Here is a 25,546-nt window from a genome sequence, read left to right as displayed (position 1 = left end):
CCTGGAGACGCCGGCTCTGTCGATGGTCATGTCATAGCAGAGCTTGCCCGGCGAGGCCGAGACGGGCGCGCGCTGGAACCCTCCCCCCTTTGCGGGGGAGGGTGGCCCCTGCGTCAGCAGGGGTCGGGAGAGGGGAACCACGTTTCCGGACAGGTCGTGCGCTTGATGAAGGGCGCCCCCTGGATCAGCGTCGCGCCGCCCCTCTCCCGGCCTGCTCCGCAGGCCACCCTCCCCCGCAGAGGGGGGAGGGGTCAGGAGCGTCGCGATTCTCACGGCACCGCCTTCGCTGCACCCAAACCCAGCTCCCGCGCCACGTCGTCCAGAGCGGCCAGCTTGCCGGGGTCGCCCCCGAGCGCGGTCCGCGCCTGGGAGAGGGTCGCCTCCGCCTTCGGGCGATCACCGAGCACCACGTAGGAGCGCACTAGCCGGCCCCATTCCTCCGGCGATCCACCCTTCTCGGCCAGCCGCTGGGCCAGCCCCTCGACCATGCCGCGGATCATCCCGCGCTGCTCCTCGCTCATGCCGGGATTCCCGCCGGGATTCCCGGCCGCGGCGGCGGGCGGCACGGCTTTGCCGTCGAGGCGGGCGAGGCTGTCGCGCACCATCGGCAGCCAGGGCGCCTCGGGGGGCGCGGCGGCGGCGAGCGCGGCGTAGCGGGCACGGGCCGTCTCGCGGTCGCCGTCCTGCTCGGCGGCCCGGGCGAGGTAGAATTGCGGCTTGACCGCCTTGGGATCCTGCTTGAGCGCCCGCTCGAAGGCGTCGCGGGCCTTGGCCGAGACGACCCCGTCGCCCGCCGCCACCAGGGCCTCGCCGTAATCGGCCAGGCGCCCGGCGTCGTCGCCGAGGATGCGCAGGGCATTCTCGTAGGCCTTGATGGCGTCCTCGGTGCGGCCGAGGCGCAGGTAGACCGGGGCGATCACCGTCCAGCCGCGGCCGTCCTCCGGCGCCTTGGCGAGGTGGGCCTCGATCTGCGCCAGGGCCGCCGCGAGGTCGTTGCCGGCCGATTGGGCATGGGCCAGGCGCTCGGCCTGGGGCTGGGCCGGCAGGTCCGGCGAGCCGTAGATGCCGTAGACGAGGAGGGCGACGAGCGGCACCGTCGAGAGGGCGAAGGCGGAGGCCGCCCGGCGCCGGCGCAGGGCCGGCTCGCCCACCGCGCCCGGGTTCCGGCCGGGCTCGCGGCTCGCCCGCAGCAGGCGGCGCGCGGCCTCGGCCCGGGCCGCCTCGGCTTCCGGAGCGGCGAGGAGCCCGCGGGCGGCGTCGCGGTCGATCTCGCGCAACTGGTCGCGGTAGAATCCGGTCTCGGTGGCGATGCGCGCCTCGCCTTCGGGGAGGCCCGCGAGGGCCGGGCGGCGCGACATGGGCCAGAGCAGGGCGAGCACCGCCAGGCCGGTCATGAGCGCGAAGATGAACCAGATCGCCGTCATGCCCCCTCTGTATCCCCCGGGCCCGGGAGACACGATTCTGGCCCGTGGCGACAAGGTGTCACACATTTCTACCGGTGCTCGGATCACGTTTTGTGAACCGCGAATTCGCAAGAAAAAATACTTACAAAATCTATTTAATAGCGAACACGAAAAACAAATTTATCAAATAAGCAAAAATTCAATTACATAACAAAATATTATTATATATCTACTATATGGTAAGGCCTATGCGGAAATGCATAATCCTATAAAAATGTTGCTGTAGAAATTGATACGGGTATTTTCCTTGGGTCACTTGAAACAAATAGGTGATTAGATATTGACTCTATCGAAGCTGATCGCCGCGGCATCGATTATTACTTTGACCGCCAAGGCAGATTGATGTACGAAGGGGCAATATCACTGCCGGCAATCGATGTCGGTCGTAACGATATCGCAAGCTTGTTCAGTGGTACGCCCGTTTATAGCGATGGCTATGGCTTTGTGCCCGGTCGCGGAGATGGAGGCAGTCTGCCTTTCAGTAGCGACATATACAAGAACGTAGCTGGAAATACGGTTTCGGGTTTTTCAGGATTCTTTGGAGGAATATGAGGAAAAATCGGAACAATGATGTTCAGTTGGATGGGCGCGGCTATCACGTCGTACGATCCTTCTCAGTATAGACCTGCTGATCCGAATTTTGGTTATGGATCGTTCGCGCCTGTAACAGCGCCGTGGACTAGCTCTTTCATGCCGATAGACAATGGATATGGTATATCAGAACATGGTGCTTACCCTCAGATGTACTATCCTTATGACAATAACTGGAGTGGCGGGCCGGGATGATTGAAAAAAACTAAAAATTGATGAGTGTGGCTTGCCTAGAGCATTTTCCGACGAAGTGGATACCGGTTCGTCGCAGAAAATGCGGCAAAATCAAAGACCTAGAGAGCTTCGCGATTGCAGCGCGATCGTGAAGTGCTCTAGGTAGGTCGCACTCGTTACAGATCTATCCCTAGTATCGGTAATTCGATTCAGCGGCGCGATATGAATATGATTTTAGTGAGGATATTTGTTGTTTCAATAGTAATTCTAGTTTCATACATGGTTTCATTTGTGTTTGCTATTCTGATAATTAGATCAAATTTTTTGCCATATTGTTCAGTAAATATGTGCGTAAACTTTCGCTTAATTTATCTAGGGTCAATAGTAAATTTGGTCGGCTGCTGCGTAGCGACTATAATCGCTTTGCGGGGGAAAAAATGTAGTTACATAAGAGATGGATATTATAAGAATTTAAAATTGATGCCTATTATTTTATCCATCATATTAATAAGCTCTTATCTTTGCGTTGCTGATTATTATCAAATGATTCAAAAATATAAAATGCAATTAGATGCAGATTTCATCTTATTTTTATTTAGTATTATATTTTTGATGCCCCTCGCAGAAGAAGCGCTTTTTCGAGTCGGGCTATGGGAATTAATCTCTTGCAAATATAATGTAGAAATTGTCGCCATATCTACTTGTGTCGTTTGGGTTATGTCGCATTATACCGGAGCGAATTCACTCCCGATCGCGATCATTCCCTTAGGTCTGACCTTGACATATCTCAGGTACGCCAATCAGGCATTTTTTACATTGCTTCTTGTCCACGCTTGGAACAATGCCTTAGTGGCACTATTAGTATATAGATAGTATTTAATTTATTATTCATATAATTAACAAGATTTTATATTGCGATAGATTAAAAAATCGAAATCTCGACCGCACAAAGTGTTGTTTCCATAAACATATCATGGGATCGCCACCGGCCAGAACAGGCTGATCAGCAGCGTGCCGACGACGATCACCATGATCGAGAGCGGCAGGCCGAGGCGGGCGTAATCGCCGAAGCGGTAGCCGCCCGGGCCCATCACCAGGGTGTTGCACTGGTGGCCGATCGGGGTGAGGAAGTCGCAGGCCGCGCCGACCGACACCGCCATCAGGAACGGGTCGGGATTGAGCCCAAGCTTCTGGGCGAGGCTCGCGCCGATCGGGCCCATCACCAGCACCGTCGCGGCGTTGTTGAGGAACGGCGTCACCGCCATGGCGGCGATCAGCAGGAGCCCGATCGCCAGCATCGGCGGCACGGTCTGCATCGCGTGCGACAGCGCCCCGGCGATGAGGTCGGTGCCGCCGGTGGTCCGTACCGCGTCGCTCACCGGGATGAGCGCACCGAGCAGCACGATCACCGGCCACTCGATCGTCTCGTAGGCCTCGTGCATGGTCATGACGCGCAGGACCAGGAGCAGCACCGCGGCGCCGAAGAACGCCATCGCCACCGGCACGAGGTGGAGCGCGACCAGCGCCATCGCGCCGGCCAGCACCGCGATCGGGATGTAGCTGCGGCGGCTGTGGCCGAGCGCCAGTTTGCGCTCGGCGAGCGGCAACAGGCCGAATTCGGTGAGCACCTCGGCCAGCCTTTCGGCTTCGGCGCGCAAAACCACCACGTCGCCGGCCCGCAGGCGCACGCTGCCGATGCGCCGGGTGATCGCCGCGCCCGAGCGGCTGACCGCCAGGAGCGCGGTGCCGTAGCGCGCCCCGAGATCCGCCTCCGTCGCCGTCGTGCCGGCGAGCGCCGAGCCGTCGGGGATCACCGCCTCGATCACCGTCATCTCGCCGCCGGCCGGCTGGGTCCCGACCAGGGTGAGCTTGGCCCGCGCCACCAGGCGCTCCAGGTCCTCCGGCTCGCCGTCGAGGAGCAGGATGTCGTTGGCCTGCAGCCGCCAGTCCGGCCCCGGCACGTAGCGGCGGAACCGCTCGCGGATGACGGTCGCCACCGTCACGTCGCCGTCGCCGAGCGCCTCCAGCTCGCCCACCGTGGCCCCGACGAGGGGCGATTCCGCCGGCAGGCCGGCCTCGGTGGTATACGCCTCGATCCGGAAGGCGGCGGCGAGCGACCCGGCCGGGCGCCGGTCCCTGGGGAGCAGCCGGTAGCCCACCGACAGGAAGGCGAGGCCCGCCACCGCCAGCCCGAGGCCGACGGGGGTGAAGTCGAACATTCCGAAGGGCTGGCCGACGATGTCGGCCCGCACCTTGGCAACGATGATGTTGTTCGACGAGCCCACCAGCGTGACGAGGCCGCCGATCAGCGAGGCGAAGGACATCGGCATCAGGAGCAGCGAGGCCGACGTGCCGGTCTTGCGCCCGAGCTGGAGCGCCACCGGCATGAAGATGGCGAGCGCCCCGATATTCTTGGTGACGATCGACAGCCCCATCACCGCGCCGGCGAGCGCCGGCACCTGCTGGCGGGGTTTTCGCAAGTAAGGCAGCAGCGGGCGCATCGCGCTCTCGACCACGCCCGAGCGGGAGATTGCGGCGGAGATCACCAGCGCGCTCACCACGATGATCACCACGTCGTCGGCGAATCCGTCGAACGCCTTCGAGGCCGGCACCAGCCCCAGAGCCACCCCGGCGACCAGGGAGAGGAGCGCCACGAGGTCGTAGGGCAGCCGCCCCCAGACGAAGAGCAGGACGGTGACCCCGATGAGGCCGAAGGCGAGGCCCTGGTCGAGGGTCATGCGCGGGCGCTGCGGGCGAGGGGGCGGGTGCATGTCATGCCGGGCGGGTGATCCTGATGCCGGGTATCGAGCCTCCCTAGATTGGGTGGGGCGGGGATCTGCCCAGGGTGAAAGGTGGGAGAGTTTTTTTATGAGGGTCGAGAACGAGAATGGCGCGGGGTTCCCCCTTCCCCGCAGAAGGGGGGGAACCCCGCGCCACTCATTGTCCCGGACAGCCCTGCGGCCCGCGCGAAGTCGGAAACCCGCTCACTCCTCCGGCACCAGCCGCCCGGCGACGGTCAGGCACAGGCAGACCGCGCCCAGGGCGAACTGCCAGCGGCGGATGTCGCCGCCGATCGAATCCACCACCGCCTGGCCGATCAGCACCACCCCGACGAGGGGCGGCACCACCGTGAGGACGAGGCGCAAGGGCCCGCGCCAGCCCCGGCCCGCGGTGCCGCCCGTCGCCATGGTCGCCTCAGCGCTTGGTGTTGGCGGCCGTCTGACCGAACATGATCTTCTTGGCCTCTTCCGACATCGTCGGCTGCTGGTTGATGGCCGCCGCCTTGTCGTAGGCCGCCTTCGTGCCCGGGCGCTCGGCGATCGCCTGGAACCAGCGCTTCAGGTTCGGGGTGTCGTCGAGGTTCTGGCGCTGGCGCTCGTGGGGCACGATCCACGGATAGATCGCCATGTCGGCGATGCTGTAATCCTCGCCCGCCACGAAGGGGCGATCGGCCAGGCGCCGGTCGAGCACGCCGTAGAGCCGGTTGGTCTCGTTGACGTAGCGGTTGATGGCGTAGGGCACCTCTTCGGGCGCGTATTGCGTGAAGTGGTGGTTCTGCCCGGCCATCGGCCCGAGGCCGCCCATCTGCCAGAACAGCCATTGCAGCACCTCGGCCCGGCCGTGCACGTCGGCGGGGATGAAGCGGCCGGTCTTCTCGGCGAGGTAGAGCAGGATCGCGCCCGATTCGAACAGCGAGACCGGAGCGCCGCCGCCCTTGGGCTCGTGGTCGACCATCGCCGGGATGCGGTTGTTCGGCGCGATCTTGAGGAATTCGGGCTGAAACTGCTCGCCCTTACTGATGTTGACCGGCTTGATGGTGTAGGGGAGGCCGGCCTCCTCCAGGAACATCGTCACCTTGTGACCGTTCGGGGTCGTCCAGTAATAGAGGTCGATCATCCGCCGCTCCGGGGCTCGCCGTGAAGGCTGGCGCGGAGGTGGTGCGCGACCCCCCAGCGGTCAAGCCGCGCCGGGCGCAGGTGAGGCAAGCCGCCCGAGCGCGGCGTCTGGCACAGGCTCCGATGATCGGCCTCGCCGGTCAGACCTCGCCCGGCTGCGGCCCGTCGTAGCCCTCGATCACGATCAGGTCGATCTCGGCGCCGCCCTCCTGCTTGGCGCGGGCGTCCTGGTATTCGGGCGAGTTCCAGCAGGCGAGCGCCTGGTCGTAGCTCGGGAACTCGATCACCACGTTGCGGGCGCGGCTCGATCCGAGCACCGCCTCGAAGGCGCCGCCGCGCACCAGGAAGCGCCCGCCGAACTTCGCGAAAGCGGCGCCGTTGGCAGCCACATAGTTCTTGTAGGCCTCCGGCTTCGAGACATCGACGCGGCCGACCCAGTATCCCTTCGCCATCCGGCTCCTCCCGTTGTTGTCGCGTCAGTTCTAGAGCGCCGCCGCCATCTCGTCGACGATGCGGCGGGCCACGTCGCGCGGATCGGCGGCCCCGGTGATCGGACGACCGACGACGACATGGTCGACGCCCGAGCGCATCGCCTCGGCCGGGGTCACGACCCGCTTCTGGTCGCCGATCTCGGCGCCGGCCGGGCGGATGCCGGGCGTGACGATCAGCCGGTCGGGCCCGATCACCGCCCGCACCTGCGCGGCCTCCGCCGCCGAGCAGACGAGGCCGTCGATGCCGATCGCCTTGGCGGCGGCGGCCCGGGCGGCGACGAGGTCGGCGACGGGGAGCGCGTAGCCGGCCTCGCGCGCATCCGCATCGTCGTAGGAGGTGAGCACCGTGACGCCCAAGATCTTCAGGCCGGTCCCGGCCTTGTCGCGTCCGGCCGCCGCCGCCCGCATGGTCTGGGGATAGGCATGCACGGTGAGGAAGGTGGCGCCGATCCCGGCCAGCGACTGCACCCCCTCCTCGACGGTGTTGCCGATGTCGTGGAGCTTGAGGTCGAGGAAGATCTTGTGGCCGCCCCGGACCAGCCGCTCCGCGAGGGGCAGGCCGCCGGCATAGCCGAGGCGGTAGCCGATCTTGTAGAAGCTCGCGGCGTCGCCGATCCGCTCGATCAGGCGCTCGGCCTCGTCGGGGCTCGCCATGTCGAGGGCGACGATCAGGCGGTCGCGGGGGCTGATGGGCTCGGGCACGGGACCTCCGTCACGAAAGAATGTCGTACGCACCCCATCACGGGAGCGCGCCCGGGAATCAAGCCCGCTCCGCCAGCCGCGCCACCTCCGTCCGCAACACCGGCAGCAGCTCCGCCTCGAACCACGGATGCTTCTTCAGCCACGGCGTGTTGCGCCAGGACGGGTGCGGCAGCGGCAGCAGCCGGGGGCGCCGATCTTCCGAAAAGATCTCGCGCCAGCGCGCGACCGTCTCGGTGAGGCCGCCGGGCCGGCGGCCGAGATGCCAGGCCTGCGCGTATTGCCCGATCAAGAGGATCAGCTCGAGGTCCGGCAGCCCGGCGAGCAGCGGTGCGCGCCAGGTCTCGGCGCATTCGCGCCGCGGCGGCAGGTCGCCGCCCTTGGCATCGTGGCCGGGAAAGCAGGCGCCCATCGGCACGATCGCCACCAGGTCGGGGTCGTAGAAGGCCGGCTCGTCGAGGCCGAGCCAGGCGCGCAGGCGCGTGCCCGACGGGTCCTGGAACGGCCGCCCGCTCTGGAAGGCCCGGTTGCCCGGGGCCTGGCTGGCGATGCAGATCCGGGCCCGCGACGTGCCCTGCACGATCGGCCTCGGCTCGACCGGGAGCGGTGGGCCGTGGAACGGCGCGTCGCGGCACAGCCGGCAGTTCCGCACCTGCTCGGCGGTCTCGGCGAAATCCGGCTTCGCGGATGAAAAAAGGGTGCAGCTTGCGCCGCACCCTGAAGTCGTCTCGGGTCCAAAACTGGAAGTCATGCCTTTCATATAGGGCGGAGGTTAAGGGTGTGGTGCGCGATCACACGCCGCGCAAAGCCGCAAGGCGCGATCACACACCACGAAGCGCCGTGAGGTCGAGGGGCAGCGAGCGCAGGCGCTGGCCGGTGGCGGCGAAGACCGCGTTCGAGATCGCGGGCGCCAGCACCGGCACGCCGGGCTCGCCGATGCCGGTGGGCGCGGCGGCCGATGGCACGATGTGGACCTCGACCTTCGGCATCTCGCTCATCCGGGTCGGCTCGTAGGCGTCGAAGTTGGTCTCCTGCACCTCGCCGTCCTTGAAGGTGATCCTGTTGCGCAGGACCGCCGAGAGCGCGAAGCCGACCGCGCCCTCGACCTGGGCCCGGATGATGTCCGGGTTCACCGCCACGCCGACATCGACCGCCGCAACGATGCGGTTCACCTTCACCTTGCCGGCCTCCGCCGTCACGTCGGCCACCATCGCCACGTAGGAGCCGAACGACTCGTGGGCGGCGACGCCGTAGCCGCGTCCCGGCTTCGTCTCGCGGGCGCTCCAGCCCGCCTTCTCGGCCGCGAGCGTCAGGGCGGCGGAGAGCCGCGGCGCCTGTTTGAGCAGGCCGAGGCGGTAGGCGACCGGGTCCTGGCCGGCGGCGTGGGCGAGTTCGTCGATGAACACCTCCATCGCCTGCGCGGTGTGGGAGTGCCCGACCGAGCGCCACCACAGGACCGGCACGCCCTCGCGGGCATTGTGGACCTCGAACCGGTAGGCCGGCAGCGCATAGGGGGTGTCCGCCGCGCCCTCGACCGTGGTGGCGTCGACCCCGTCCTTCACCATCATCGCCTCGAGCGGCGTTCCGATGATGATCGACTTGCCGACGATGCGGTGCTCCCACCCGGTGACCGCCCCCTTGGCATCGAGGCCGGCGCGGATGCGGTGATAGGCGGCCGGGCGGTAATAGCCGCCGGTGATGTCGTCCTCGCGGGTCCAGACGAGGTGGATCGGGGCTTTCTCGCCGGTGGCCTTCAGGATCGCGGCGGCTTCGGCGATGTAGTCGGCCGAGGCCGTGGCGCGCCGGCCGAACGAGCCGCCGGCCCAGAGCGTGGTGATGCGGATCTTGTCGGCGGTGGTGCCGAGGATGCCGGCGGCCACCGCCTGCTCGATGGTCTGGAACTGCGAGCCGGCATGGATGTCGTAGGAGCCGTCCGCCGCCCGCTCGATCGTGGCGTTGAGCGGCTCCATCGGGGCGTGGGCCAGGTAGGGAAAGCTGAACTCCGCCTCCAGCACCTTGGCCGCGCCCTTGATCGCGCCCGCGGCGTCCCCGCGCTTCGAGGCGACGAGGCCGGGCTTGTCGGCCAGCGCCTTGTACGCGGCAGCTTGCGATTGCGTCGATTGGCGTTCGGCGCCGGCATCGTCCCAGGTCAGTTTCAGGGCCTTGCGGCCCTGCATCGCCGACCAGGTGTCGCGCGCCACCACCGCGACGCCGCTCGGGATCGTGACGATCTGCACCACGCCCGGCACCGCCTTGGCGGCCGTGTCGTCGACGTTTCTGAGCGTCGCGCCGAAGCGGGGGGCACGGGCGACGAGCGCCGTGAGCTGGCCCGGCCGGCGGATGTCGAGGGCGTAGCGCGCGCTGCCGTCGGTCTTGGCGTTCGAATCGAGCCGCGGCAGCTTCGTGCCGATCAGCCGGAAGGCGGACGGGTCCTTGAGCGTCGGGTTCTCGGGGATCGGCTGGACGGCGGCCTTGGCAGCCAGCGCCCCGAACCGGCTCTCCCTGCCGCTCGCATGGCGCAGCACGCCCTTCTCGACCGTGATCTCGCCGGCCGGCACCTTCCACTCCTCGGCGGCCGCGGCGACCAGCATGGCGCGGGCGGCCGCCCCCGCCTTGCGCAGCTGGATCCAGGAATTGGCCACCGCGGTCGAGCCGCCGGTACCCTGGATCGGCCCGAAGGCGAGGTTGTTGTAGAGGCTGGCATCGGCCGGCGCGAAGGTGGCGCGCATCTGAGCCCAGTCGGCGTCGAGCTCCTCGGCCACGATGGTGGCGAGCCCCGTCGTGTTGCCCTGGCCCATGTCGAGGTGCTTGATCACCACCGTCACGGTGTCGTCGGCGGCGATGCGCACGAAGGCGTTCGGCTTCGCCGGGGCCTTCGACAGGTCGGGACCGCCCGCGGCCCGGGCGCCCTTGGTCGAAACGTCGGGGTCGAGGGTGAGCCCGATCACCAGGGCGGCGGCGGTGCCGCCCAGGACGGCGCGGCGGGAGGGGACGGCGCTCGCGCGCGGCGTGAGGCGAGAATTCAGCATGGCGGCGTCCCGGTCAGGCGAGGGAGCGGGCGGCGTCGTGGATCGCCGCGCGGATGCGCTGGTAGGTGCCGCAGCGGCAGACGTTGCCGTCCATGGCGGCGTCGATGTCGGCGTCGCTCGGCTTCCTGTTCTCGGTGAGCAGGCCGATCGCCGACATCATCTGGCCCGACTGGCAATAGCCGCACTGCACCACGTCGAGGCTGCGCCAGGCGGTCCGGACCGCCTCGGCGACCGGGCCGGAAATCCCCTCGATCGTGGTGATCTTGGCCTCGCCGACATCGCCCAGCCGCGTCTGGCACGAGCGCACCGGCTGGCCGTCGAGATGCACCGTGCAGGCGCCGCATTGCGCGATGCCGCAGCCGTACTTGGTGCCGGTGAGGTTGAGGTGGTCGCGGATCGCCCAGAGCAGCGGCATCTCGGGATCGGCCTCGACCTCGTAGGTCCGGCCGTTGAGGGTGAGCTTCGTCATCGTGCGCTTCCGACGAGAGGCTGGAATGGTTCCAGCCCTGCGTGTGTGCGGCCGCTCCTGCACCCTCGGCAAGCGGAGCCGATGTGCGCCAGCGCACCCGTCCGCCCATGCCGTCGCGGCAGGGCGGGACGGCCCGATGCGTCGCATTCGTGGGGTTCCGGCAGGAGGACCTTAACGAATTTCCACGAACCTCTCCGGGACTGGCCGCCGGTCACTTGCGGCGAGGGAGCGGCACGACCCGATCGCGATGTCCGAAGTCACGGCGGAAATGGTTCAGCGCGGGCGCGGCCCGACGGCGGAGGAGGCGGCCCGGCGGCGCAAGGTCGCCCGGGACGTCCGCTCCGCGCGTGAGCGGCTGACCTCCTCGATCGGGCTCGAGCGCGCCTTCGATTACGAATTGCTGCGCGTGTACGCCCAGTACCGGATCGGCGCCTTCCTGCCGCTGGTGGTGCTGGTGTGCTGTATCGCCGCGGCCTCGGTATTCTGGGCCCCCGCGCTCCTGAGCGGCGTCTGGTGCGCCGGCGTGCTGTTGGCGATCGCCGGCAACACCGCCCTGTCACGCTCCTTCCTGAGGCAGGACCCGGCCTCCCTGTCGCTGCCGACCTCGCGCCGGCGGGTGATCGTCGGCGAGGCGCTTCAGAGCGTCGCCTGGGCGCTCCTCGTCCTGATGCTGTTCCAGGTCGAGGCGTCGAACGCCCGCACCTTCGTGATGTTCGTCCTCGTGATCGTGGCCGCCGTGACCACGATGCTCGCCGCGACGGTCCCGCTCGCCGCCTATGCGGGCCTCCTGCCGCTCAGCGCCGCCACCGCGGCGCTCCTGGTCCTGTCGCGCGGGGCGGAATCGGTCCTGCTCGTCGGCATGGCGGTCTGCGCGCAGCTATTCTTCCTGTTCCTGTCGAACCACCTCCACGCCTCGACGGTCTCGGCCCTGCAGTCGCGGGCCGAGAAGGACGCGATCTTCGGCGAGCTGGAACAGGCCAAGGCCAATTCCGACGAGGCGCGCCGGCGCGCCGAGGAGGCCAACCTGGCCAAGTCCCGCTTCCTCGCCACCATGAGCCACGAGCTGCGCACGCCGCTCAATGCCATCCTGGGCTTCTCGGAGGTGATGAAGAACGAGGTGTTCGGCCCCCATTCCGCGGCCTCCTACCGGGAATACTCGACCGACATCCACGATAGCGGCCTGCACCTGCTCAACCTGATCAACGAGATCCTCGACCTCTCGCGCATCGAGGCCGGGCGCTACGAGCTGAACGAGGAGGCGTTGCAACTCGCCTACGTGGTCGAGGAGAGCCGCCACATGATGGCGTTGCGCGCGCGTGCCAAGAACCAGACCTTCCGCGAGCTGATCGACCCGACCCTGCCGCGGCTCTGGGCCGACGAGCGGGCGTTGCGCCAGATCGTGCTCAACGTGCTGTCGAACGCGGTCAAGTTCACGCCGCCGGGGGGCGAGATCACCATCAAGGTCGGCTGGACCTCGTCGGGGGGCCAGTATGTCAGCGTGAAGGATACCGGCCCGGGCATCCCCGAGGAGGAGATTCCGACGGTGATGTCCTCCTTCGGTCGCGGCTCGCTCGCGATCAAGACCGCCGAGCAGGGCTCAGGCCTGGGTCTCCCGATCGTCAAGGGCCTCGTCGACCTGCATGGCGGCGGCTTCCAGCTGAAGTCGCGCCCGCGCGAGGGCACCGAGGTGATCGTCACCTTCCCGGCGACCCGGGTGATGGATGCGCTGCCGGCCCTGGCCGAGCAGGTGCCGGTCCGGCCGGTCCGGGCGGCGTAAGGGCTCGGCAAGGCCGAACGACGGTCCCCCGCGGCGCGTGGGCCGTCAGGCCAGCGGGATATCCAGCACGAAATGCGCCCCGGGCCCGTCCGATGCAATGCTGAGGCGGCCGTCGAGCTGGCGGATCAGGCTGGCGATGATCTTGAGGCCGAGCGAGCGCTGGCGCATCGACACGTCGAAGCCCGGCGGAAGGCCGATGCCGTCGTCGCGGACCGTGAGCCGCAGGCCGTCGGCCCTGACCGCGAGGATCACCCGCACCGGCCCGGTCCCCTGCGGGTAGGCATGCTTGACCGCGTTGGTCACCAGTTCGTTGACCACGAGGCCGATCGGGATCGCCTGGTCGGCGCTGATCACCTTCGGGTCGGCCTCGCAGGTCAGCGCGTGGCCGTGCGCCTCCTCCTGGAGCTTCGCCACCAATTCGCGCAGGAAATCCGCCAGTTCGACCATGCCGAGCTGGTGGATGCCGCGCCAGAGGTGGTCGTGGACCTCCGCCACCGTGGCGATGCGCGCGCCGGCATCCTCCAGCGCGTAGCGCACCTCGTCGGATTGCGCGTCGCGGGCCTGGAGCCGCAGCAGGCCCGCCACCACGCCGAGGCTGTTCTTGACCCGGTGGCTCATCTCCCGGGTGAGCTGGACCTGGTGGTCGAGGGCGTCGCGCAGGCGCGCGTCGCCCTGGTGGCGCTCGACCGCGATGCCGATCAGCCCGGCGAAGCCCGCGAGGAATTCCTGGTCGGCCCGGTCGAAGCCGTGGCCCTCAGTCCCCCAGGCCTCGAGCACGCCGTAGGCGCGCCGGCTCTCGTCGCCGAGCGCGATCGGCACGTTGACCGCGTGGCACAAGCCCGCGGGTGCGAGCGCCTCAGGCAGATGGAAGCGCGTGCCGTGGTGCTCGGCCCCGGGCTGGATCCCGTTGGCGAGCAGGCCGGCGCCGGTGCGGAAGGCGTAGGACGCGGGCGTGGCCTCGTCGGCGGCGGTGAAGCCGGTCCCGACGCGATCGTCGCCGAGGCCGGTGCAGGCCCGGATCACGAAGGCGTGGTCGCCGGCACGGTATTCCAGCACCTGGCAGCAGGCGGCGCCCAGGGCCTCGACGCAGAGCTCGCTCGCCCGCGCCAGCAGCGCATCGAGGTCGCGGGTCTGCAGGGCCATGCGGGCGAAGGCGCCCATCAGCGCCTGCTGCCTCAGCCGGTAGGGCAGCTCCGCCCGGCCCCCGGCCTCGTGCGCCTCACGGCTCGACCCGTCACTCGCCATCCACCGGACTCTCGCAACACGGGGTCTCGTCCCCCAGGGTGCCTTTTCCCCCGAGGCACGTCGGATCGCCGGACTCTTACGCCATCCTGTCCCGAGCACAAGCCGAGCCGGCGGGCGCCGGAGGCTTGCCCAAAAGAAGGAGGCCCGTGCCCAAAGGCGGATCCTCCCCTCCGTCGTCAGAGCAGGCGGCGGCGTCGCTCGACGAGGCGCAGGATCATCGGGGTCAGGATCAGCTGCATCGCGAGGTCGAGCTTGCCGCCGGGGATCACCACCGAGTTCGCCCGCGACATGAAGCTGCCGGCGATCATCGAGATCAGGTAGGGGAAGTCGATGCCCTTCGGGTCGCGGAAGCGGATCACCACCATCGATTCGTCGGCGGTCGGGATCCAGCGGGCGACGAACGGGTTCGAGGTGTCGACCGTCGGGATGCGCTGGAAGTTGATGTCCGTGTTGGTGAATTGCGGGCAGATGGTGGTGACGTAGTCGGGCATCCGGCGCAGGATCACGTCGGTCACCGCCTCGATCGAGTAGCCGCGGGCCGCCTTGTCGCGGTGGAGCTTCTGGATCCATTCCAGGTTGATCACCGGTACCACGCCGATCCGGAGGTCGGCCTGCCCGGCGATGTCGACCCGCTCGTTGACGAGCGCCCCGTGCAGGCCCTCGTAGAACAGCAGGTCGGAGCCCTCGGCAAAGTCCTCCCAGGGCGTGAAGGTGCCGGGCTCGGCCCGGAAGCGGGCCGCATCCTCGGCATCGTGCACGTAGTGCCGGGTGCGGCCGCGCCCCGAGGCGGCGTATTCGCGAAACACCGCCTCGAGTTCGGCGAGAAGGTTCGCCCGCTCGCCGAAATGGCTCAGGGTCGGCTCGCGGGCTTCCGCCGCACGCATCGCGGCCCGATCGAAGGCGTGGAAGGCGTCGCCCTCGATGAACACCGCCTCGACGCCCTCGCGGCGGAAGATCTGCTCGAAGGTGTTGCGCACCGAGGTGGTGCCGGAGCCCGACGACCCGGTGACCGACACGATGGGATGGAGCGCCGACACGCCCGGTCAGCCCCGCAGCAGGCCGCGGGGGGCGAAGAGCGGCGAGCCGCCGGCGTCGCGGTCCGCCTCGAGGCCGCGGACGAGATCCGCCACCTCCCTGGCCGGCCCGATGGCCAGCGAGGTGCGCCGGTCGAGGTCGTCGGCGGGAAGGTCGAGGATCGCCCGCCCGCGCTTGTCCGTGGCGGCGCCACCGGCCGCCTCGATCGCGAGGGCGACCGGTGCCGCCTCGTGGACGAGCCGGATCCCGGTGCCTGCGCGGGGATCCCCGGTGACGACGTGCAGGCCGCCGCGGGTCAGCACCCGCTGGGCGCCCGCCGCGAGGGAGCGGCAGGCCGGTGCGGCTTTCCGGGCACACGCGGCGCCCCGCGGTTTTTCGCCGAGGATTGCGGGCTCCCGGGACAGGCGCAGCACCGAGGGCGGCCGGAAGCTGCCGCTCTGCGGATCGAAGATCCGCGTCGTGGTCGTCGTGCCGTCGGTCAGGGTCAGGAGGGTGCGGGGGCCGTAGGTCACGAAGCCCGCCGCGGCTTGCATCCGGCCCGGCGCCAGGAAGGCCGCCTCCGGGTCGGCCCCGGCGGGGCGTAGTGAGAAGATCGTGCCGGCCGGCAGGCCGCCGTCGAGGCCGTCGGCCCCTTCCATCGGACAGAGGGCGAGGACGAACTCGGCGCCCCTCACGCGGAATTCCGGCCGGTCGCCGTCGGGCCAGGCGATCGCCGCGACCTCGGCCCCGCGCAAGGACTCGGTGAAGATCCGCCGGGCGGCCCCCGTCGGGTCCCCCGGGATGGCGGCGATCTCGCCGGCGGTCGCGGCGGCGGCTCCGGCGAGGGCGGCCAGGATCGACCCGGCCGCCGGCTGGCGCCGCGGCGGGGTCGCGTCGATGCGGGCGCTCAGAAGCATGTGCGATCCCCGAGAATGCCCCACCCGGACCGGCCCATGGTCTCTACCGGACAGCTTAGGCGGCGGGGGGCCGTCCCGTCATCCTGTCCCGAAGTACGGGATGCGCCCGCGCCTCCGGCGATGTCGGATCGGGAACTTTCCCCTATTACGGCCTCACGATCACGGCCGGCGGCCGAGGACCGGATGGCGCAGGACCGGATTCGCAACCTCTCCCTCAAGCAGCTCCACGCCGTCGCGGCGATCGCGCGGCTCGGCACCATGACCCGGGCGGCCCAGGAGCTGAACGTGACCCCGGCGGCCCTCACGGCGCGGATCAAGGGGCTCGAGGACGAGATCGGCCTGCTCCTGTTCGACCGCACCCATGCCGGCCTGAAACCCACCGATGCCGGCCGCGAGCTGCTCTGGGCCATCGACAGCATCGGCACCGTGCTGGAGACCTGTACCGAGCGGCTCAGGACCCTGCGCGGCGGCCATGGCGGCCGGGTCTCCCTCGGCGTGGTCTCGACCGCGAAGTACTTCGCGCCCCGGATCGTCGGCGGTTTCGCGCGGGCCCATCCGGGCGTCGAGATCGACCTCGTGGTCGGCAACCGGGGCGCCACCGTCGAGGCCTTGCGCGACTACCGGGTCGACCTCGCCCTGATGGGCCGCCCGCCGCGGGACTTCGCCATCGCGGCAGAGAGCTTCGGCCCCCATCCGCTGGTGGTGATCGCCGCCCCCGACCACCGCTTCGCCGGGCGGCGCGGACTGACCCGGGAGGAACTCGCCGAGGAGCCGTTCCTGGTGCGGGAATACGGTTCGGGCACGCGCACGGTGTTCGAGGAGTTCATGACCGGCCTCTTGATCCGGCGCGCCCGCATCGGCATCGACAGCGGCTCGAACGAGACCATCAAGCAGACCGTGATGGCGGGCCTCGGCATCGCGCTGATCTCGGGCCACACCGTGGCGTCCGAGGTCGCGGATGGCCGCCTTGTGCTCCTCGACGTCGAGGGCCTGCCGATTCGCCGCGACTGGTTCTCGGTGCGCCGGGCCGACAAGGTGCTGAGCCCCGCCGGCCAGGCGTTCTGGGATTTCCTGGTGGGGGAGGGGGCGGCCTGGCTGCCGGACCTGCCGCACCCGGCGGGCTGACGAGGGGTTCAGGCCGCCGCGTCCTCGCGCGGTGCGGCCTGCGCCTCCACCGGCACCTCCCGGGGGAGGGACGGCACCCGGGCCCAGGGCTCGATCCGAACCGGGATGTCGCGCAGGCGCGCCGAGGCGTCGCTGCGGACCGTCGCGATCTCGTCCCAGCCCGACAGGAAGGCGGCCACGCAGGCCGGATCGAAGTGGCGGCCGCTCTCCGCCTCGATACAGGCCCGCGCCTCGTCGAGGGGCATCGCCGCCTTGTAGGGGCGCTCCGTGGTCAGCGCGTCGAACACGTCGGCGACGGCGACGATCCGGGCCGCGAGCGGGATCGCCTCGCCGGAGAGGCCCCGGGGATAGCCGCCGCCGTCCCAGCGCTCGTGGTGGGATTCGGCGATCTCCGCCGCGAGCCCGATCAGCGCGCAGTTGCTGCCGCCCAGGATGCGCTTGCCGATCGCCGGATGGGTGCGGATCAGGGCGAATTCCTCCGCGTCGAGGCGGCCGGGCTTGAGCAGCACGCCGTCGGGGATCGCCACCTTGCCGACGTCGTGGAGCGGGGCCGCCAAGTAGACGCGGCGGCACAGGTCGTCGTCGAGCCCCAGGGCCTCGGCCATGATCTGGCTGTAGCGGGCGACGCGCCAGGTGTGGTCGCCGGTGTCGTTGTCCCGGTATTCCACCGCCAGCGAGAGGCGGAAGATGATCTCGGCCTCGCGCTCGCGCAAGGTGCGCACCGCCTTCTCGACCTCGCCGGCGAGCCACGAGGCCTGCTCGTCGAGGCGGCGCACCGCGGTGGCCAGCCGCACCAGGTTGCGCAGCCGGACCCGGAGTTCGACACGGCCGATGCGCTTGTCCAGGAAGTCGGTGGCGCCCGCATCCAGCGCGGCGAGGCGCACCGCGTCGCTCACCTCGCTGGTGATCATCACGATCGGCACCTGGGCGTAATGCTCGATGCCCCGCAATTCGCGAATGACGGTCAGGCCGTCCATCTCGGGCATGTTGTAATCGACCAGCACGAGATCGAAGGCGCACATCCGCGCCTCGTCGAGCGCCAGGAGCGGATTCCGGAAGATGGACGTGACAGCCTGCTGGTCCTGCTCCAGCAGCCGCTGCATCTGGGCCAGCACCGCCTGGCTGTCGTCGATGACGAGTACGTCCATCTGCCCATCTCCCGCGGCGTACGACATTCGGCCAGGGCCGGGTCCCGCGGCATGGGGAGCCGGTGGGCTCCCCGGCTTCGAAAACCAGGATTCGGTCTCTTTCCGAGGGTGAGAATGGGCTTTTTGAACTTAAGCGTGAGTAAACGGGCGGGCTGGAATCTCGGATACGGAGTCGGATCCGTGCCGCGGCCGCGGCCTGGGCCTGCCGGCCGGGTTTCGAGGCTTGGGGAGCCGGGCAGATCGGCGCAGTTCCGTCGCGTCAGACTGCAATCTTGTGACGAGGCGGTCGCCGCCGTCAGTCCTGACATCGGGAATACACCAGGATCAATGAACAGGATTGTCGTTATGCTTGACGGTGGCGACGAGCGTCGTCCCGCCTGAAACGTGGCGGGCTCCGCATCCCGGTGCACGGGATGCGGTTGGATCCGACCTGGTCCGGTTGCAAGGGCCGCGTGCCGCGAAACAGGCAGCCGTCGGGCAAGTCCCGTCCGTCCGCCCGAGCTCGGTCACTCGACCGGTCGGCGGCATGGACTCGACATGCGCGTTGGAGCGGCGCCCGATCGCGGTACCATCGGGCGCTGTTCCAAGTCTTTGATTGTGCCGCATTTTCGACGACGAAGCGGCATCCGCTTCGTCGGAAAGCGCTCTAGAAGAAGAAGCGCGGGCCGTAGACCCTGCGATAGGGCCGGTAATAGGGACGATAGTACCGGCGGTAATACGGACGATAATACGGGCGGTAGTAGTAGCGGCGATAGGGCCGGTAGCCGTAATACCGGCGATACGGCCGGTATCGGTAGACGCGGCGATAATAATAGGCCTTGTCGGCCAGGGGGGCGGCGGCGCTGGCTTCGGCCGCGAGGGCGCCGGCGCTCGGCAGGGCGGCGGCGGAACTGCGGCTGGTGCCGAGCCCGATTCCTGCGACGAGCAGGGTCAGGACCAGGCCGATCCATCGAAGAGCACGCATGATGTCTGTCTCCCTCGGGCGGCGCGGCGCGCGGCGCCCCGGCTGTCAGGTGGCAACGAGGCTCGTCCCCGCCGGTGACGGACCGGCGGGACGCCCGCCGGACGACCGAGGGGCGCTGTCGGATCACCTAGACGCGCAAGGCCTCGCTTCAATCGATGCGGGCGAAAAACTTGCGCGAAAAACTTGCGCTCGACTTGAAACTGTTCCCGGCTCGAGGCGCCCCCGCAGGTCTCGCCATTGCGCGCGGCCCGCGCCTGCGGCCCCGGGCTCGCTTGCCCCAAGCCCCGCGCTCCGCGTAACCGTCGAGGCCGCCATCGGAGACCCCATCCCGCCATGCCGTTCCGGCCCCTCACCGCCCTGCGCGCCTTCTTGCCCGAGCGCTGGGCTCGCCGTCACCCGGTGGTGCCGGTCGTACGCCTGAGCGGCGCCATCGGGGCGGTCTCGCCCCTGCGGGCCGGCCTGTCGCTCGGCGCCTGCGCCCCGGCCCTGGAGCGGGCCTTCGGCATGAAGGGCATCCGGGCGGTGGCGCTGGTCGTCAACTCGCCGGGCGGCTCGGCGGCGCAGTCGCACCTGATCTTCCGCCGCATCCGGGCGCTGTCGGTCGAGGCCGGGGTGCCGGTCCTCGCCTTCGTGGAGGATGTCGCGGCGTCGGGCGGCTACATGATCGCCTGCGCGGCCGACGAGATCTTCTGCGATCCGTCCTCCCTCGTCGGCTCGATCGGGGTTGTCTCGGCCGGGTTCGGCTTCACCGGGCTGATCGAGCGCCTGGGCATCGAGCGCCGGGTTCACACCGCCGGCAAGGCCAAGGCGATGCTCGACCCGTTCCGGCCCGAGAACCCGGACGACGTCGCCCGCCTCAAGACCATCCAGGCCGACGTGCAGGCGATGTTCACCGAGCTCGTGACGAGCCGCCGGCCCGGCCTCAAGGGCGATCCCGACGACTTGTTTTCCGGCGCGGTCTGGACCGGCCGCCAGGGCATGGCGCTCGGCCTCGTCGACGGCCATGGCGACGTCCGCTCGGTCCTGCGGGAGCGCTTCGGCGACAATGTGAAGCTGCCGGTGATCGAGCAGGTCCGCGGCGGCCTCCTCGCCCGGCTGCTGCGCCGGCGCGAGCCGGGGGCGGTCGGCCTCGCGGCGATCGAGGGGGCGCTCGCCGCCCTCGACGAGCGCGCGGCCTTTTCGCGGTACGGATTATAGGCCCTTACGGCGCCGCCTGGTCGCGCAGGCTCGCGGGCAGCTGCGTCAGGCACAGGATCTGGTCCTGGCGCTCGTAGGTCTCGCGCTCGCGGATCGCCCGCTCGACCTCCTCGGTGCCGGCGCTGGAATAGCGCAGGCCGAACGGGACCGAGCCGTCCTTCGGGTAGGTCGTGAGCTTGCGCCTCGTCTCGGCCCGGCAATAGGCGGCCCAGTCCTGCGACAGGCCGAGCCGGCGGGCGTAGTCCGCCACCGCGACCCCGACCCGCCTCTGCGCCTCGCGCTCGCTCCGGGCCAGCGCCCGGTCGTCGAGGCCGTTGATGAGCCCGCTGACCACGAAGCCGAGGGCGACCGCGATCGACATCAGGACGAACAGGCTGCGCATTCCGAGAGCCTGCTCCCTGGTAGCGGCGCGAGACCCCCTAGGTGTCGCGGGGGCCCGCTTTCGGCAAGGCGGGTTGGGCCGCCTGCCGGGGGAATCGGGCGTCCGAAGCGGGGCGCTGAGCCATCCCACACCGAACCTCATCCTGAGAGCCTGTTTGAGCGGGATCGTCTTCTATAAAGCCGGAAAGGGCAGGGCATATCCTGCCCACGACCTCATCCTGAGGTGTCAGTTCATCGGAGATGGACTGACCTCGAAGGAGGGCTCCAGTGATCGCTGAGATTTCTGGAGGGCTCCTTCGAGGTCAGTCGATCTCCGATCGACTAACACCTCAGGATGAGGTGGGAGGGTAGGATATCCTTGATTATCCGGCTTTTAGCGATAGAAAAACCACTCAAGCAGGCTCTGAGGTGTGAGCGAAGCGAGCCTCGAAGGAGGGCTCCAGTGATCTCGGAGACTTCTGGAGCCCTCCTTCGAGGTCAGTCGATTTTCAATCGACTGACGCCTCAGGATGAGGTCGTGGGTGGGAGAGATCGAACGATCGCTCAGTACGACGGACCGTAGGAATAATACGTCGCCCCATACGGCGACGGGTAGGTCGCCCCGACCGGCTGCCACCCATCGTCGCCCCACGGATCGTAGGCGCGTCCGCGCGAGACGCGGGAGGTCCGCGTAAAGCCGTCCTCGTCGAGGCGCTCCCGGCGCGCCCTCGCCTCCCGGCGGGGTAAGGCCCGTCCGGCGATGGCGGTCTCGTCGCCGCCGATCACCACCCGGGTGTTGCCCATGCCCTCCGCCTTGACGAGGGCGTAGAGCGTCGCGGCCTTGGCCGGCGCCAGGCGCACGCAGCCGTGGGAGGCCGGGGTGCCGAGGCGGCTGGTATGGCCGCTGCCGTGGATGGCGTGGCCGCGGCCGGTGAAGAAGATCGCATGCGGCATCGGCGCGTCGTCCCACTCGCGCGAGCGGTAATCGGCCACCATGCGCGAGGGCGAGAAGGCACCCCGCGGCGTGCTGTAGCCGGTCATGCCGGTGGAGACCGGCCAGTCGTACAGCGTCTGCCCGTCCCGGGTCACGGTCATCCGCTGGGTGGTCTTGTCGACCCGGATCAGGATCCCGGCCCGCGCCTCACCGGTCCCGGCCACGCAGAGGGTGACGAGGAGGATTGCTGCGGCGCGCATCGTGGGGAGCCTTTCATCCGGCAGGGCGTGACGGCGTTATGCCACGCTTGGGCACCGGAATGACGTGCGCGCCGCGCGCGGGTTCCCGGGTTTTACTGCGCAGAAACCTTTATGTGCCCGCCACCTCCGGCTCCCAGCCGATCGCCCGGCGCAGGAAGGCGGCGCCCAAAGCCGCGAAGGCGGCGGTCTCGGCGCTGGTCTTGCCGTGGGAATGGCCGCCGGCCTCGGGCTCGTAGAAGCGGGCGGGATAGCCGAGCGCCTGGAGCTTCGCCGCCATCTTGCGGGCATGGCCCGGATGCACCCGGTCGTCGCGCCGGGTCGTGGCGATCAGGATCGGCGGGTAGGGCTTGCCGGCCTCGGCGACGTGGTAGGCCGAGATCTTCTGAAGGAACCCCCAGTCCGCCGGATCGTCCGGGTCGCCGTATTCGGCGATCCAGCTCGCCCCGGCCAGCAGCTTGGTGTAGCGCCGCATGTCGATCAGCGGCACGGTGCAGAACAGCGCGCCGAAGCGCTCCGGATAGCGCGTCAGCATGTTGGCGATGAGGAGCCCGCCATTCGAGCCGCCCTCGGCGGCGATGCGGTGAGGCCGGGTCACGCCACGGCGCACGAGGTCGGCGGCGACCGCCGCGAAATCGTCGTGGGTGAGCGCCTTGCCCTCGCGCCGGCCGGCCTCGTGCCAGCGGGTGCCGAACTCGCCGCCGCCGCGGATATTGGCCACCACCCGGGTGCCGCCCTTGGCGAGCCAGAGCCGGCCGAGCACCGCCGAGTAGCCGGCGAGGTTCGTGACCTGGAAGCCGCCATAGCCGGAGAGATGCACCGGCGCCTCGCCGGTCTCCCCCGGAGGGCCGGCCTGGACGTAGGGGATGCGCTCGCCGTCGCTCGACACCGCCTCGTGCCGGGTCACCACCATTCCGTCGGCCTCGAACAGGGCGGGGGCCTGCTTGAGGAGAGTGGGCGCGGCGAGGTCGGGCCGGGTGGTCAGCAGGGTCGAGGGCGTGACGGGGTCGTTGGCGGCCACCATCAGGTCGCCGTTCGATTCCTCCTCCTCGCCGTCCATCGACCAGACGCTGACGACGCCGAGTTCCGGCAGGCCGGCGACGCGGCTCTCCGCCCACCCGCTCTGCGACGGGCTGAAGACCGGAAACACCGCCTTCAGGTCGTCGAGAATCGAGAGCACCAGATGCCCGCCGGTCCAGAAGAAGCCCTGCAACGCCCGGCGCGGGCCGGGGGTGAACAGAACCTGGAAGCCACGGTCCCCGGCCAGGAAGGCATCGAGGCCGATGCCGAGCACGCTGTCGGCGGGATGGGTCGTGCCGCCCACCTCCCACGGGGTGCGGGTCCGGATCGCCAGAAACCCCCGGTGCCAGTGGGCATCGGCATCGGTCGGGATGTCGAGGCGGGTCTTCGGGCCGGAGCGGTCGCCGAGGCTGACCGTGCCGTCGAAGAAGCCGGTGCGCTCGGCAAAGACCAGGCGCTCGGGGCTGGCCTCCCGGTCCGGATAGCCGTAGGCGACCATGCTGGTCGGACCGGCGGAGAAGATCACCGGGGCGTCGAGCGGATCGGTGCCGCGCCGCCACAGCCGCACGGTGCGGGCATAGCCCGACGGCGTCGCGTGCTCGGGGCCGCCCAGCGGAGAGGCCAGCAGCAGCGTGTCGGGATCGAGCCAGACCGGGATGCTTTTCGCCTCCGGCAGCGTGAAGCCGCCCTCGACGAAGCGGCGGGTCGTCAGATCGAACTCGCGCACCAGTGTCGCGTCGCCGCCGCCGCGGGAGAGCTGGATCAGCGCCCGCGCGTGGCCGGGCGGCAGGCTCGCGGCGCCGCTCCACACCCAGTCCTCGCCCTCGTCGCGGGCGAGCGCGTCGAGGTCGAGGAGCACGTCCCAGGCCGGCTCAGGCGTGCGGTACTCGGCTTCCGTGGTGCGCCGCCACAGGCCGCGGGGATGCCCGGCATCCTGCCACAGGTTGTAGAGGAGGCCGCCGCGCCGGGTGACGCCCGGGATCTTGTCCGGCCGGTCGAGGGCGGCCTTCAGCCCGTCGCGGTCGGCGGCGTAGCGGCCATCGGCATAGGCCGCCAGCGTGTCGGCGTTCTGCGCCTCGACCCAGGCGAGCGCCCGCTCCCCGTCGATCTCCTCGAGCCACAGATGCGGATCGTCGTCGGGCGCCCCGAGGGTCGGGCGGGGATCGGGGGTCGGCGCGTTGGGGGGCAGGGACATGCCGGGCTCGTCGGTTCTTCGGTTGCGCGAGGATGTAGCCTGGCCGGGGCCCGGGTCCAGGGTGATGCCGTGAGGGAACACCGCGCCCGGGAGCGCTTCACCGTCATACGGTTGCAACAGCCCGCCTGTTTGAGGGGAGGACAGGGCGCGGGTCGGCACCGGCCCGGGAGGATCCGCATGACCGGTACCGGCATCGCCGCCATCATCTGCCTCGCCCTCACGCTGATCAACCTCGCGAGCCTCGCGATCGCGCTGCGCCGCCTCGGCCACAGGGACTTGGGCCGGCCGGATCCGGCCTCCGCCGGGCTGGAGGAGGCTCCGGTCACGGTGGTGCGGCCGGTCTGCGGCCTCGAGACCTACAGCGAGGAGACCCTGGGCTCGGGCTTTCGCCTCGCCTATTCGCGCTACGAGCTGATCTTCTGCGTCGCCCGCGCCACCGACCCGATCGTGCCGCTCGTCGAGCGCCTGATCGCGATGCATCCGGGCGTGCCGGCACGGCTGATCGTCGGCGACGAGCGGGTGAGCGACAACCCGAAGCTCAACAACTGCATCCGCGGCTGGGAGGCGGCGCGCCACGACTGGGTCATCCTGGCCGATTCGAACGTCTTGATGCCGCCGGATTACATCCAGCGCCTGCGCGCCGCCTGGCGGCCGAAGACCGGACTCGTCTGCTCGACCCCGGTCGGCACCCGGCCCGGCAGCTTCTGGGCCGAAGTCGAGTGCACCTTCCTCAACACCCTGCAGGCGCGCTGGCAATATGTCGGCGAGGCGCTCGGCCTCGGCTTCGCGCAAGGCAAGAGCATGCTCTGGTACCGCCCGCTGCTCGACGCGCAGGGCGGCATCCGGGCGCTCGGTGCCGAGATCGCCGAGGACGCCGCCGCCACCAAGCTGGTGCGGGCGATGGGCCGGCAGGTCCATCTCGTCGCCTCGCCCTTCGCCCAGCCGCTCGGGCCCCGCCGCGCCGCCGAGGTGTGGTCGCGCCAGCTGCGCTGGGCGCGCCTGCGCCGGGTCACCTTCCCGTTGTTCTTCGCCCCCGAGATCGGCACCGGCGCGGTGATCCCGATGCTGGCCGCCTATCCGGCGGCGGGCGGCGACCTCGCGGGCCTGGCGGCGATGATCGGAACCGCCATCGTGTGGTACGGCGCCGAGTGGCGGCTCGCCGCGCGCAACGGCTGGCCGCGCTCCTGGCGCTGGCCGCTCGCCTGCCTCGCCCGCGACCTCCTGTTCATCCCGATCTGGCTCGCCGCCTGGGTCGCCCGCGACATCGTCTGGCGCGGCAACGCCATGGACATCCGCACCAAGCCCGCACGCCTCGGCGCCGACGCCCCGGCGGCGGTTCCATGACCGCTTGACGGCGGGCACGGACGGGATCACCCTCACTCGTAGCTCTCCCGCTTTCGCCGGGAGGGCTGAGACCGATGGAGGGAGGCATGACGCCACCCATGACACGGGCCGCGACGATCGCCCCGGCACCCGTTCGGGTCGAGGCGTAGCGGCATCTCGACGAATGACGGGATGGAGGCGGCCCCATGGGGCGGTGAAGCCACTCCTCCGCGAGTGCGCCTTCCGGTGACCGATGAG

22 protein-coding genes are annotated in these 25,546 nt (G+C 69.3%); 5 read left to right on the top strand and 17 right to left on the bottom strand.

What is annotated here, in order from left to right; genetic code table 11:
- Positions 1 to 269 precede the first annotated feature (269 nt).
- Positions 270 to 1,424, bottom strand: a complete 1,155-nt coding sequence (gene ccmI, locus AC3AOF_RS11605) for a c-type cytochrome biogenesis protein CcmI (protein ID WP_236990538.1) — start codon at positions 1,422 to 1,424, stop codon at positions 270 to 272.
- A gap of 1,026 nt (positions 1,425 to 2,450) precedes the next feature.
- Between ccmI and AC3AOF_RS11600 the strand changes: the two genes are divergently transcribed.
- Positions 2,451 to 3,101, top strand: a complete 651-nt coding sequence (locus AC3AOF_RS11600) for a CPBP family intramembrane glutamic endopeptidase (RefSeq protein WP_488348600.1) — start codon at positions 2,451 to 2,453, stop codon at positions 3,099 to 3,101.
- Positions 3,102 to 3,199: 98 nt separating this feature from the next.
- On the opposite strand, the gene AC3AOF_RS11595 is transcribed toward AC3AOF_RS11600, so the two are convergent.
- From AC3AOF_RS11595 to AC3AOF_RS11560, 8 genes are all read right to left on the bottom strand, one after another.
- Positions 3,200 to 4,966: an SLC13 family permease gene (locus AC3AOF_RS11595; protein WP_488348599.1), complete on the bottom strand. Its 1,767-nt coding sequence runs from the start codon at positions 4,964 to 4,966 to the stop codon at positions 3,200 to 3,202.
- 246 nt (positions 4,967 to 5,212) lie between these two features.
- The gene (locus AC3AOF_RS11590) at positions 5,213 to 5,416 is read right to left on the bottom strand and encodes a hypothetical protein (RefSeq protein WP_236990536.1); all 204 of its coding nucleotides are present in this window, start codon (positions 5,414 to 5,416) and stop codon (positions 5,213 to 5,215) included.
- Positions 5,417 to 5,423: 7 nt separating this feature from the next.
- On the bottom strand, positions 5,424 to 6,125 hold the full coding sequence (locus tag AC3AOF_RS11585) for a glutathione binding-like protein (RefSeq protein ID WP_488348598.1): 702 nt from the start codon (positions 6,123 to 6,125) through the stop codon (positions 5,424 to 5,426).
- Between the two features lie 139 nt (positions 6,126 to 6,264).
- Positions 6,265 to 6,576: a DUF1330 domain-containing protein gene (locus AC3AOF_RS11580; protein WP_488348597.1), complete on the bottom strand. Its 312-nt coding sequence runs from the start codon at positions 6,574 to 6,576 to the stop codon at positions 6,265 to 6,267.
- 30 nt (positions 6,577 to 6,606) lie between these two features.
- Complete coding sequence (gene pyrF, locus AC3AOF_RS11575; RefSeq protein ID WP_488348596.1) at positions 6,607 to 7,317, bottom strand: orotidine-5'-phosphate decarboxylase; 711 nt, start codon at positions 7,315 to 7,317, stop codon at positions 6,607 to 6,609.
- A 58-nt stretch (positions 7,318 to 7,375) separates the two neighbouring features.
- Positions 7,376 to 7,966 (bottom strand): uracil-DNA glycosylase family protein, encoded by a 591-nt coding sequence (locus tag AC3AOF_RS11570; protein WP_488348595.1) that lies wholly within the window; start codon positions 7,964 to 7,966, stop codon positions 7,376 to 7,378.
- 169 nt (positions 7,967 to 8,135) lie between these two features.
- Complete coding sequence (locus tag AC3AOF_RS11565; protein WP_236990531.1) at positions 8,136 to 10,343, bottom strand: xanthine dehydrogenase family protein molybdopterin-binding subunit; 2,208 nt, start codon at positions 10,341 to 10,343, stop codon at positions 8,136 to 8,138.
- Between the two features lie 13 nt (positions 10,344 to 10,356).
- Positions 10,357 to 10,812: a (2Fe-2S)-binding protein gene (locus AC3AOF_RS11560; RefSeq protein WP_236990530.1), complete on the bottom strand. Its 456-nt coding sequence runs from the start codon at positions 10,810 to 10,812 to the stop codon at positions 10,357 to 10,359.
- A 247-nt stretch (positions 10,813 to 11,059) separates the two neighbouring features.
- Between AC3AOF_RS11560 and AC3AOF_RS11555 the strand changes: the two genes are divergently transcribed.
- A complete protein-coding gene (locus tag AC3AOF_RS11555; protein WP_488348594.1) occupies positions 11,060 to 12,589 on the top strand; it encodes a sensor histidine kinase in 1,530 nt (509 codons plus the stop codon).
- A gap of 45 nt (positions 12,590 to 12,634) precedes the next feature.
- On the opposite strand, the gene AC3AOF_RS11550 is transcribed toward AC3AOF_RS11555, so the two are convergent.
- From AC3AOF_RS11550 to AC3AOF_RS11540, 3 genes are all read right to left on the bottom strand, one after another.
- Entirely contained in the window at positions 12,635 to 13,834 is a 1,200-nt protein-coding gene (locus AC3AOF_RS11550; protein ID WP_488348593.1) for a sensor histidine kinase, read from the bottom strand.
- Between the two features lie 176 nt (positions 13,835 to 14,010).
- Positions 14,011 to 14,871: a phosphoribulokinase gene (locus tag AC3AOF_RS11545; RefSeq protein WP_488348592.1), complete on the bottom strand. Its 861-nt coding sequence runs from the start codon at positions 14,869 to 14,871 to the stop codon at positions 14,011 to 14,013.
- Positions 14,872 to 14,877: 6 nt separating this feature from the next.
- Positions 14,878 to 15,765 (bottom strand): FIG domain-containing protein, encoded by an 888-nt coding sequence (locus AC3AOF_RS11540; protein WP_236990526.1) that lies wholly within the window; start codon positions 15,763 to 15,765, stop codon positions 14,878 to 14,880.
- Positions 15,766 to 15,963: 198 nt separating this feature from the next.
- Between AC3AOF_RS11540 and AC3AOF_RS11535 the strand changes: the two genes are divergently transcribed.
- Positions 15,964 to 16,890, top strand: coding sequence for a LysR family transcriptional regulator (locus tag AC3AOF_RS11535; protein WP_236992816.1), 927 nt, complete (start codon positions 15,964 to 15,966; stop codon positions 16,888 to 16,890).
- An 8-nt stretch (positions 16,891 to 16,898) separates the two neighbouring features.
- Here AC3AOF_RS11535 and AC3AOF_RS11530 read toward each other — a convergent pair whose 3' ends face one another.
- Together AC3AOF_RS11530 and AC3AOF_RS11525 are read right to left on the bottom strand one after the other, a co-directional pair.
- The gene (locus tag AC3AOF_RS11530) at positions 16,899 to 18,038 is read right to left on the bottom strand and encodes an HD domain-containing phosphohydrolase (protein ID WP_236990525.1); all 1,140 of its coding nucleotides are present in this window, start codon (positions 18,036 to 18,038) and stop codon (positions 16,899 to 16,901) included.
- A 646-nt stretch (positions 18,039 to 18,684) separates the two neighbouring features.
- On the bottom strand, positions 18,685 to 19,002 hold the full coding sequence (locus tag AC3AOF_RS11525; protein ID WP_488348591.1) for a hypothetical protein: 318 nt from the start codon (positions 19,000 to 19,002) through the stop codon (positions 18,685 to 18,687).
- A 333-nt stretch (positions 19,003 to 19,335) separates the two neighbouring features.
- Between AC3AOF_RS11525 and AC3AOF_RS11520 the strand changes: the two genes are divergently transcribed.
- On the top strand, positions 19,336 to 20,199 hold the full coding sequence (locus AC3AOF_RS11520; RefSeq protein WP_488348590.1) for a S49 family peptidase: 864 nt from the start codon (positions 19,336 to 19,338) through the stop codon (positions 20,197 to 20,199).
- A gap of 4 nt (positions 20,200 to 20,203) precedes the next feature.
- On the opposite strand, the gene AC3AOF_RS11515 is transcribed toward AC3AOF_RS11520, so the two are convergent.
- The 3 genes from AC3AOF_RS11515 to AC3AOF_RS11505 all read right to left on the bottom strand — a co-directional run bounded on the left by AC3AOF_RS11515 (position 20,204) and on the right by AC3AOF_RS11505 (position 23,965).
- Complete coding sequence (locus AC3AOF_RS11515) at positions 20,204 to 20,581, bottom strand: hypothetical protein (RefSeq protein WP_488348589.1); 378 nt, start codon at positions 20,579 to 20,581, stop codon at positions 20,204 to 20,206.
- A 542-nt stretch (positions 20,582 to 21,123) separates the two neighbouring features.
- Positions 21,124 to 21,753, bottom strand: a complete 630-nt coding sequence (locus tag AC3AOF_RS11510) for a L,D-transpeptidase (protein WP_488348588.1) — start codon at positions 21,751 to 21,753, stop codon at positions 21,124 to 21,126.
- 109 nt (positions 21,754 to 21,862) lie between these two features.
- Complete coding sequence (locus AC3AOF_RS11505; RefSeq protein ID WP_488348587.1) at positions 21,863 to 23,965, bottom strand: prolyl oligopeptidase family serine peptidase; 2,103 nt, start codon at positions 23,963 to 23,965, stop codon at positions 21,863 to 21,865.
- 177 nt (positions 23,966 to 24,142) lie between these two features.
- On the opposite strand from AC3AOF_RS11505, the gene AC3AOF_RS11500 reads away from it, so the two are divergent.
- Positions 24,143 to 25,309: a ceramide glucosyltransferase gene (locus AC3AOF_RS11500; protein ID WP_488348586.1), complete on the top strand. Its 1,167-nt coding sequence runs from the start codon at positions 24,143 to 24,145 to the stop codon at positions 25,307 to 25,309.
- The last annotated feature ends 237 nt before the right edge of the window (positions 25,310 to 25,546 follow it).

The organism is Methylobacterium sp. 142-1Y (assembly GCF_057747795.1).
The sequence above is the reverse complement of the archived record's forward strand: the minus strand, read 5'-3'. Positions and strand labels throughout refer to the sequence as shown.

Excerpts from the sequence above, each read along its gene's own strand:
- ccmI (WP_236990538.1), bottom strand. The coding sequence starts at position 1,424 with ATGACGGCGATCTGGTTCATCTTCGCGCTCATGACCGGCCTGGCGGTG.
- AC3AOF_RS11600 (WP_488348600.1), top strand. The coding sequence starts at position 2,451 with ATGAATATGATTTTAGTGAGGATATTTGTTGTTTCAATAGTAATTCTA.
- AC3AOF_RS11595 (WP_488348599.1), bottom strand. The coding sequence starts at position 4,966 with ATGACCCTCGACCAGGGCCTCGCCTTCGGCCTCATCGGGGTCACCGTC.
- AC3AOF_RS11590 (WP_236990536.1), bottom strand. The coding sequence starts at position 5,416 with ATGGCGACGGGCGGCACCGCGGGCCGGGGCTGGCGCGGGCCCTTGCGC.
- AC3AOF_RS11585 (WP_488348598.1), bottom strand. The coding sequence starts at position 6,125 with ATGATCGACCTCTATTACTGGACGACCCCGAACGGTCACAAGGTGACG.
- AC3AOF_RS11580 (WP_488348597.1), bottom strand. The coding sequence starts at position 6,576 with ATGGCGAAGGGATACTGGGTCGGCCGCGTCGATGTCTCGAAGCCGGAG.
- AC3AOF_RS11565 (WP_236990531.1), bottom strand. The coding sequence starts at position 10,343 with ATGCTGAATTCTCGCCTCACGCCGCGCGCGAGCGCCGTCCCCTCCCGC.
- AC3AOF_RS11560 (WP_236990530.1), bottom strand. The coding sequence starts at position 10,812 with ATGACGAAGCTCACCCTCAACGGCCGGACCTACGAGGTCGAGGCCGAT.
- AC3AOF_RS11555 (WP_488348594.1), top strand. The coding sequence starts at position 11,060 with ATGTCCGAAGTCACGGCGGAAATGGTTCAGCGCGGGCGCGGCCCGACG.
- AC3AOF_RS11550 (WP_488348593.1), bottom strand. The coding sequence starts at position 13,834 with ATGGCGAGTGACGGGTCGAGCCGTGAGGCGCACGAGGCCGGGGGCCGG.
- AC3AOF_RS11540 (WP_236990526.1), bottom strand. The coding sequence starts at position 15,765 with ATGCTTCTGAGCGCCCGCATCGACGCGACCCCGCCGCGGCGCCAGCCG.
- AC3AOF_RS11530 (WP_236990525.1), bottom strand. The coding sequence starts at position 18,038 with ATGGACGTACTCGTCATCGACGACAGCCAGGCGGTGCTGGCCCAGATG.
- AC3AOF_RS11525 (WP_488348591.1), bottom strand. The coding sequence starts at position 19,002 with ATGCGTGCTCTTCGATGGATCGGCCTGGTCCTGACCCTGCTCGTCGCA.
- AC3AOF_RS11520 (WP_488348590.1), top strand. The coding sequence starts at position 19,336 with ATGCCGTTCCGGCCCCTCACCGCCCTGCGCGCCTTCTTGCCCGAGCGC.
- AC3AOF_RS11515 (WP_488348589.1), bottom strand. The coding sequence starts at position 20,581 with ATGCGCAGCCTGTTCGTCCTGATGTCGATCGCGGTCGCCCTCGGCTTC.
- AC3AOF_RS11510 (WP_488348588.1), bottom strand. The coding sequence starts at position 21,753 with ATGCGCGCCGCAGCAATCCTCCTCGTCACCCTCTGCGTGGCCGGGACC.
- AC3AOF_RS11505 (WP_488348587.1), bottom strand. The coding sequence starts at position 23,965 with ATGTCCCTGCCCCCCAACGCGCCGACCCCCGATCCCCGCCCGACCCTC.
- AC3AOF_RS11500 (WP_488348586.1), top strand. The coding sequence starts at position 24,143 with ATGACCGGTACCGGCATCGCCGCCATCATCTGCCTCGCCCTCACGCTG.